At 54.5% G+C, this 7,999-nt stretch carries 11 protein-coding genes; 10 read left to right on the plus strand and 1 reads right to left on the minus strand.

What is annotated here, in order from left to right; all coding sequences use genetic code 11:
* The first annotated feature begins 510 nt into the window (after positions 1 to 510).
* The gene (locus AD944_RS01670) at positions 511 to 807 is read left to right on the plus strand and encodes a hypothetical protein (protein ID WP_236709296.1); all 297 of its coding nucleotides are present in this window, start codon (positions 511 to 513) and stop codon (positions 805 to 807) included.
* Between the two features lie 8 nt (positions 808 to 815).
* Here AD944_RS01670 and AD944_RS01675 read toward each other — a convergent pair whose 3' ends face one another.
* Positions 816 to 1,925 (minus strand): integrase, encoded by a 1,110-nt coding sequence (locus AD944_RS01675; RefSeq protein ID WP_045543261.1) that lies wholly within the window; start codon positions 1,923 to 1,925, stop codon positions 816 to 818.
* 404 nt (positions 1,926 to 2,329) lie between these two features.
* Here AD944_RS01675 and AD944_RS17545 point away from each other — a divergent pair, with 404 nt between their 5' ends.
* The 9 genes from AD944_RS17545 to AD944_RS16130 all read left to right on the plus strand — a co-directional run.
* Positions 2,330 to 2,452 (plus strand): hypothetical protein, encoded by a 123-nt coding sequence (locus AD944_RS17545; protein ID WP_261763973.1) that lies wholly within the window; start codon positions 2,330 to 2,332, stop codon positions 2,450 to 2,452.
* Positions 2,453 to 2,473: 21 nt separating this feature from the next.
* A complete protein-coding gene (locus AD944_RS01685; RefSeq protein ID WP_248845803.1) occupies positions 2,474 to 2,851 on the plus strand; it encodes a hypothetical protein in 378 nt (125 codons plus the stop codon).
* 122 nt (positions 2,852 to 2,973) lie between these two features.
* Positions 2,974 to 4,416 (plus strand): DUF6880 family protein, encoded by a 1,443-nt coding sequence (locus AD944_RS01690; RefSeq protein ID WP_045543260.1) that lies wholly within the window; start codon positions 2,974 to 2,976, stop codon positions 4,414 to 4,416.
* A gap of 105 nt (positions 4,417 to 4,521) precedes the next feature.
* Positions 4,522 to 4,746 (plus strand): type II toxin-antitoxin system VapB family antitoxin, encoded by a 225-nt coding sequence (gene vapB, locus AD944_RS01695; protein WP_012813340.1) that lies wholly within the window; start codon positions 4,522 to 4,524, stop codon positions 4,744 to 4,746.
* Positions 4,746 to 5,150: a type II toxin-antitoxin system tRNA(fMet)-specific endonuclease VapC gene (gene vapC / locus AD944_RS01700; protein WP_003630720.1), complete on the plus strand. Its 405-nt coding sequence runs from the start codon at positions 4,746 to 4,748 to the stop codon at positions 5,148 to 5,150. Before vapB ends, vapC begins: the two co-directional genes overlap by 1 nt.
* A 162-nt stretch (positions 5,151 to 5,312) precedes the next feature.
* Positions 5,313 to 5,558: a type II toxin-antitoxin system CcdA family antitoxin gene (locus tag AD944_RS16125; RefSeq protein WP_080587162.1), complete on the plus strand. Its 246-nt coding sequence runs from the start codon at positions 5,313 to 5,315 to the stop codon at positions 5,556 to 5,558.
* Positions 5,559 to 5,864: a CcdB family protein gene (locus AD944_RS01705; protein ID WP_045543259.1), complete on the plus strand. Its 306-nt coding sequence runs from the start codon at positions 5,559 to 5,561 to the stop codon at positions 5,862 to 5,864.
* A gap of 615 nt (positions 5,865 to 6,479) precedes the next feature.
* Positions 6,480 to 7,550 (plus strand): Abi family protein, encoded by a 1,071-nt coding sequence (locus tag AD944_RS01710; RefSeq protein WP_045543258.1) that lies wholly within the window; start codon positions 6,480 to 6,482, stop codon positions 7,548 to 7,550.
* A 262-nt stretch (positions 7,551 to 7,812) separates the two neighbouring features.
* Positions 7,813 to 7,999 (plus strand): transposase (locus tag AD944_RS16130; protein WP_156477237.1); only part of this gene is annotated, 187 nt, incomplete at its 3' end.

A 7,999-nucleotide genomic window follows, 5' to 3' on the forward strand; every position in this document is an offset into this window, starting at 1 on the left:
GCACATTGATGCCGCAGGGAGGCCGTCCACCCCATCTGGCGCGTCCGGAAGACCTGAAGGCGCTGTGCCAATCTCTGGTGGACCGGATCGCTGACGATGGGCGTGACAGTGAGATGCCGCTCTAAAGACAAGGACCGATGTCTGAGGCGCGGGATGACCGACACCGGAACTCCCGCGCCAGGAATGGTAGCGCACGACATCCGTTTTGGTATCCGGAGTGGAGCCAAACGGTGTCAGAAATTGCGAAAAAACCGTCTTGCGGCCTCAGGAATGTCTCATACCCTGATTGTAACAGGGAAATTGGCACATGATTCGAGACTCAGGCCCCGAGCATCGAGTGAAGTCAGTTTCCCTTCATGGAGGTTGTGACGATGTTCAGGATAAAGGGAGATGATGGGGATCTGATAGCGCTACTTTGCCGGATCCTATGTTTGAGCGGGCTCTTAAAGCAGGAAGGGATTTACTATGTCGTCGGATAAAAGTACAGTTCAGGAAAGAGAGTTTCGTGGTATGCTGCGTTACTCTGCCGCAGCGACGTATATTGGTCTTGCAGAAGGGACGCTACGGAACCAGCATGAAGAGCTGGGAATTCAGTCGGTGAAAATTGGTCGGGTACGGTGTTTTCCGGTAAAGGCGCTTGATGATTTTATTGAGCGGAAGATTCTGGAAGCAGAGAGAAAGCTGCTCCGGAAAAAGCGGCGGGGTCGCGGGGAGAGTCTGGTTTTGGGGCCGGATTTTAGTTTCTGGCTTGTGATAGCAGCACTCCTTCTTATGGCTCTGATCAGGCTGTCATTGCTGACAGCCTGACGGAAACGCTAGTTCTCGTCGGAAAAGTTGCGTTTCTCATACACGATGGCTTTGGCGGCAAGATCTTCCGTGTGGGGTTGATAGTACCTGTCCAGGGACTTGATATCCTTGTGACCCGTCACGCGGCGAAGTTTGAGCGGGTTCGTGTAAATCTTTGCGAGGCGGCTCGTCGCCTCATGTCGAAGGTCATGGAAGGTGAGGTCGCGAAGGCCAGCTTTCTTCGTCATACGTCCGAACCGGACCGAAAAAGCATCTTTGCTACCAATATCAAAGACGAGATCTCCGGGCCGGGCGGATTTGCGTTGTGTCTGAAGGGACCGAAGCAGGCGGGCAGCTCCGGGTGTCAGAGGACGGATTTCCGGGCCACGCTCCACAGCGCGATGCATGGTCTTCGTTTTTCCCAAGGACAAGGCATAACGATCAAAGTCAATGTCACGCCAACGGAGTGTCAGGGCTTCCTCCCGTCGGGTACCTTGTTCAATGGCAAATTGGACGAAGGTTACATCATCAGGCCAGGGCGATGTTGCCATGGCTTCCAGAAGGCGGTCGTATTCATCGCCAATGAGACGGCGGTTGCGCTTCTTGTCTGCGCCAGTGGGTCGCTTGACCGCCGTTGCGGCAGCCGGGTTTTTTGAGAAAGGCAGGTCCCACTCCGCGATCGCATGCTGGCAGATCGCAGCGAGCAGGTTGAGGCGCTTGACCACCGTTGCAGCGCTGTATTTCTCAGCCAGCCGATCCCGGAAACCACGGACTGCCGTCGGGGTCAGATCGACCAGCGCGAGCTGTGCGATCTCGTCCTGAAGAATAGCGGGGATGTGACCTTTGCGATCATTCTCCCGGGTCTGCATCTCTTCGCGCACGTAACGGTCGACCAGTTCGCGGACAGTCTGACGTTCCAGCGGTCGCGTGTCCTCAAACTGTCCAAGTTGCAGTTTGGCGGATGTCGTATCCAGCCAGCGGCGGGCGAGTTTGGCCGAGGCGAAGGTCTGATGGATCCGCTCGCCGCCCGTGACGCGCTTGCGGGCCCGATACTGGCCCTTGCCGCGATATTCAACTCCGGCAGGGAGCGGACGGCCTGTCGCTGGATCAATTTTAGCAGAAGTGATTCGATCTTTCATGGTGAGCCTCGCCTGGGCCCAGCATAGCCTATTCATGGGCCCATTGGGACCATGTGCTTATCGTCTTTTTTGGCGATGGGCCCGAGGTGGGCCCAAAAGCAGTCAATCATTCCGCGACCACAACGCTAAGTCATTGGAAAGATTGGTATCCCGTACGGGATTCGAACCCGTGTTGCCGCCGTGAAAGGGCAGGGACAAATAGGCAATTTCAGGCAGATGGGTGCAATTATGCACAACTTCAGGCAACACCAAAACGGCAGAAAACAGCTCCGCGCAACTGTTTAAAGGTCCCACTGGACCACAACGGTTTTCCTGCACTTAGCGTCCGCTTCATGCCTTGGTCGACAGGGCCGCCATCATCTGCTGCGCACAAAATAGACCATAAATTTGAAGGAAACAGGATCATGTATGAAAACCGCGAAATGCGCGAAGAGATTCGGGCCGGAATGAAAGGCCGCATCCGTTTTAACGCCGGCACGGATGCGATCGAAGTCATCGTAGGGGAAGATCATGAAGTGCCCAGATGACAACCGATCAACCGGCACACGATGGTTCAATACCTGCCTCCACTGGTCATAGAACGTCTATGGGACATGTTCGCCGATGCTGCCGGGAGCGCCTATTATGCCGATGATCGTCTGGCGGGCGTAAAATTTCTTGGCGTGCATCGGGTCGCAGAGTTCATTGAGCAGGAAGCATGCTTCCAGATAGAGGAAGACAATGCGCCACCGCTTTCCCTCCCTTCGCAGAAGGCTGTCAGTGTTGAGAGCTTTCTGTCCGGGAAAATGAAAACGACACTGGCAGAAATCGCAAAGAATGTGATTGACCCTCCATCAGAAAAAGATCTTGCAGAAATCCTCAAAAATGCAGGATGGGAGTCACGAAGGACCGCCACCGGGCGCTTCTGGGTGAAAACTAGGGGGTGAATAGCCGACATCGGATACGCCCGTCCGGCTTGGAGGGGCGTACCCGATGAGAGGAAGGCCCTGATACGCCGGACCAACACTGGGCGATTGCGCTTCCTGGGGACGAGCCATAACCTGCTGCCATGACTCGAAATCCCGTTGAGAAGCCCATCCTGCGTAAGTCCCGTGCCTCAGTGAAAGTCGGCACGACCGTCACGAAAGACAATCTGAAGGCGCTTGGTGCGGACCGACTTGCGGACCTGCTCATCGAACTGGCAGGGCAGGACGTCGCGCTGACCCGTAAGCTCCGCATGGCTCTGACGGCTGTTCATGCGAAGGACAAACTCGGCAAGGAGGTCGAAAAGAGGCTGCGCACGATCCAGCGTTCTCGTGGGTTTCTGCCTTGGGACCGGATCCGTCCTCTGGCTGCTGAACTTGATACCTTGCGGCAATCCATCCTGGGTGACGTTGCCTCTGCCGATGTCGGGCAGGCCATTTCAGCCATGAGGCTGCTTGTGGAGATTGCCCCATCCGTGTACGAGCGCTCGGACGACAGTTCCGGATACCTGTCGGACGTCTTCCGGGAGGCCGCTTCTGATCTTGGCGTTCTCTGGGGACGACAGGCCAACCGGGATCCCGCCATCGTTGTCACAGACCTTCTTACGCTTCTCGATGATGACGGGTATGGCACCTGTGATCGTCTGCTCGCCGCGTGCGGCACGGCATTAGGCGAAACGGGCGCAGCCATGCTCAGAACTATGCTTCTGGCACGACTGCGCGACCTTCCTGCGTCAAAGGGGAATAGCGATTATCATACCGACATCGCGCGTATGCAGGTGATCAGGCACCTGCGGGATCTTGCGGATGCCATGGGTGACGTTGATGCGTATAGTGAAGCTGTCAGCCTGAGTGACCGCCAGTATGCCTATACCGGCGACGTCGCACGCCGCTTGCTGGACAAGGGGCGCGCCCGGGAGGCACTTGACTGGCTCGACCGGGAAACTGAAGAGAACTCTCGCTTTTACAAGGAAAACGACGATCTGCGGATTGAAGCATACGAGGCCGTTGGAGACCGAGACAAAGCTCAGGCTCTGCGATGGAACGTTTTTCGGGAACGCCTGAGCCTGCCGCACTGGAAAGCCTATCAGCGTCATCTCAGTGATTATGATGCGATCGACGCCGAAGAGCAGGCACTCGATCACATCCGGAATTTCCCGAATAGAAGCGTGGTCCTGTCTACTCTTCTGGAATGGCCCGCTCTCGACGAAGCTGCCCGTCTCGTGCGGCATCATACAGCGGAACTGGACGGACGGGACTACGGGACGCTGCGTCCGGCAGCGGAACGTCTATCTGAAGCTTATCCCAACGAAGCGACGCTGCTCTACCGTCTGCTGGTCGAGGCCGTGCTGGACAGGGCGCTTTCCCGTTACTACGCCTATGCCGCAAAGGATCTTGCGTCCTGTCAGCGACTTGCACCCATGTTGACCATGGCTGAAGGCATGGAATCCCATGAAACGTTCATGACCCGGTTGAAGGCTTCACATAAGCGCAAACTGGGATTCTGGTCATTGATCGCCGTGCCCTGAGAGCAGGGTTGGGGGAAAATGGTCTGGCCAGTATGGCGAGCGAATTCCATTGTTACCCGGCAAGAGTTTGGATATACTGTCGGCATATCCCAAATGGAGGTTACGATGCTCACCCGCACGACGCTCTTTCTGTCCAATCGCTCCCAGGCCGTGCGTCTTCCCAAAGCGGTTGCATTTGACGTCAACCTGAAAGACGTCGTGATCATCCCGGACGGTGCGCGTCGTATAATCGCACCTGCAAATGCCGCATGGGACGATTTCTTTGCCGCGCCGGGCACTCCACTGCCTGAGCGTGATCAGCCGAGGATGCAGGAACGCGAAAGCTTCTGATGCTTCGTTATCTTCTGGATACAAACTTTTGCATTCGTGTCCTGCGTGATCGTCCGCAAGGCTTGCGTGAGCGTTTCAATGATAACGCCGAGGCGCTCTGCATCTCGGATGTCGTGCTTTACGAACTTCTCTATGGAGCCGAAAAATCTCACGATCCGGCAAAGATTCGACGTGAGGTTGAGCATTTTGCCGCACGTCTGTCTGTTTTGCCGTTTGATGATGACGCCGCAGCCCATACAGCGGAAATCAGGGCAGAGCTGGAAAAGCGTGGCTGTGTCATCGGCCCATACGATTTGATGATTGCCGGGCACGCTCGAAGCAGGGGGCTTGTCGTTGTGACTGGAAACTTACGAGAACTTACGAGGGTAGATGGGTTGCGATCTGAGGATTGGACGGCCGGTTAAGGGATAAGTGGAGCTTCTGCTTCGGCTTCTGCCTCATGTCAGACGTAACAGGAATTGCTGGAGTTTTCTGAAAGCAGGCATATAGCGAGATGATAATATGCGCATGGAAATGTGTATAAACATGTGCTATGTTTCAGTTCTCATGTAAATAGGATCAAAGCTATGGTTCGTGTGCACTCCACCAGCCCGTTGCGTCGTCCCACTAATGTGACGTTACCCGCTCAGTTACTCGAAGAAGCCAGATCGCTTGATCTCAACATATCGCAGGCCTGCGAACAGGGGTTGAAGTCAGCGATCGCTTCGGTTCGTGCTCAACAATGGCTCGCAGAAAATCGCTCCTCTCTTGAAGCATCCCGACAGTATGTCGAAAAGAATGGTCTTCCTCTGGCGGATTATCGGAACTTCTGAATGGCGCGTTTTGATGTGTATTGTTTGGCCGGACGAGGTGAAGCGCGTTTCGTTTTAGATGTGCAGGCAGACCTGCTGGACGAGTTGGGCACCCGCATCGTGGTGCCGCTTTTATCACAGAAAGTGGCACCCAAACCGGCAAAGAGACTGAATCCGGTTTTCGTAGTCGATGACCAGTCGTTCGTTATGATGACACAGTTTATGGCTGCTGTATCTGACCGTGATCTGAAAAAAGTCGTGACGTCATTGTCTCTTTATCAGGATGAAATCACTCAGGCTATTGATCTGCTTTTAACTGGTTTCTGATGGAGAGCCTTGGTCGGTTTTCGCCTCATGTCGGACGTCGAAGGGGTGATGGCGGTTGCTCGAAAGCCGACATTGTCAGGCGAGCAGCGATAAAAATCGGTGTTGGAAGGAGCGCCGGGCCGCGAAGCCATGGGCGCATTCGCCCGGTCGCTTCACCGCGACGAATGGTAGTTTTGGTAGCGAGGAACCGACCTGCCCCCAAAGTGCGGAGATCGGCAGGTGACGATGTGATCCGATATTCCCGGCACTGCATCAGAAGAGCGCATGTTGGTCGACTGCCGACGAACTGGTCACTGCGCCAAATCTCGCCTGTCCGGTTTCGGCGAGATGCGCAGTCTCGGACCGGACGGAATGTCAGGTTTGTTAGAAAGTGCTACAAAGTGAACACTAGCAAAAAAGTTTTGTGTTGATTAGAATTTGCGTTGCGCTGGTAAAATGATGTTAATTTGTCACTTTATCGACTACCCGCACGATCGACGAATTGTACGTTAGTCAGTAGATAAAAAAACACCAGGTGAGGAAAGTCCTGACCTGGTGCTCTATATTTTGTGCCGAGGGCGCATAGCTGACGCCAGTGGGGCCGATTCGACTGCTAAAAGGACTTTGTACGGATTTATGGCGGAAAGTCAAGTACCATACCCCAATCGGTCAAACCAAATTGCGGCAATCCGAGCCTCGTTGTCAGAACCGCGATTTGCAACTTATCTTAGGAAAGGTGGGGGTAACGAAGCCTATGCGATTGCCTTATACCTTTACAACGCACGAGTAGCTAAGGCGTTTATGTTCCCGCTTGGGGTTGTCGAAATAACCCTGAGAAACGCGATAGATGCGTTGCTCGTGTCTCAGTATGGCGCGACTTGGCACCTTCATGCCGGTTTTCGTAATACCGTGTTAATGAAAGAGGGCCTCGCAACGCTCGACAAAGCGATTAAACGCGCAGGCTTGGCCCCCGTGCGTAGCCAGGTCGTTGCTGAGTTGACTTTCGATTTCTGGTCGAATTTATTTCGGCCCAATTATGGCGCCCTCTGGCGAACCGGCCTCAACATCGTCTTTCCGAACCTGCCGAAGACAACAACGCGACATGATGTCCAACAGATGGTCCGCTCCATCAACGAGTTTCGCAATCGCGTCGCTCACCACGAGCCTATCTTGGATCTCAACGTTACCGAAGTTCACGCCAACATTGTCGGGCTTGTTACTATGCGTTGCGCCGAGACAGCTGCATGGCTTAGGCATCATTCTACACTCAACACCATCATCCGTACCCGACCGCGAGGTTCCACTGCAGGATTTGTGAGCTTAGCGTCGCGCTTAGCACCCGATTACATTCCTGTTACTGAGGAAACGACGCTCGAAAATGTTGCAACGCAGTTCGACCGCAAACATCAAGTAGCCATTTGTCGTGACGGGCAAGGTGCACTACTTGCGGCGTTCGGGCCGCTTGACCTGATCCGTTTCCTTGCCGACAACACCAAAACCAATGATGGAATGACTGCACCGCGGGAACTGACGGTTCGCGAAATGCTTGAGGCCAATGTAGCCCCTGCCTGGATAGCGTTGCCAGCGAATGGCCCATTTTCGGACGCTGTGGTTCAGTTGACAGGTAATACGATCAATATTGTAGTCGGCATAGATTCTGCGGATATGGTCGTTGGGGTTATCACCCGGGCGCTTCGTCGTTACTAAAGCCCGCACAAAGCCAAACCCGGCTCTCTGTCTCTGATAGAAGAATTCGAATTCAACACATCCTCGAATATCGTCTTTGGGACACTCGGAAATTGGGGGGTCACGTCCGCGAAGAGGTCGCTTGCTGTCCGGCAGCTTATGTCGACCCGGACACTCGCAACGCATTTGGTGAACGGCAATATCTGGTTGGTAGGTAATCCCCCCATAAAAAGAGTGGCTTTTGAATGAGAATTTTCTCAGCGTAAGAATTGAGGAGATTCTGATGAAGAGTGATCGCTTTACTGACGCCCAGATCATGGGTGTGATCCGCCAGGCTGAGGGCGGCGTCCCGGTTCCTGATCTGTGTCGGGAGCATGGGATCAGCAACGCCACATTTTACCGGTGGCGGGCGAAATATGGCGGCATGGATGCTTCGACGCGGAAATCTCACAGAAGGGTTGTGCATCGGG

The sequence above is a fragment of the Acetobacter tropicalis genome, from assembly GCF_001580915.1.
In the GTDB taxonomy this organism is placed as follows: domain Bacteria; phylum Pseudomonadota; class Alphaproteobacteria; order Acetobacterales; family Acetobacteraceae; genus Acetobacter; species Acetobacter tropicalis.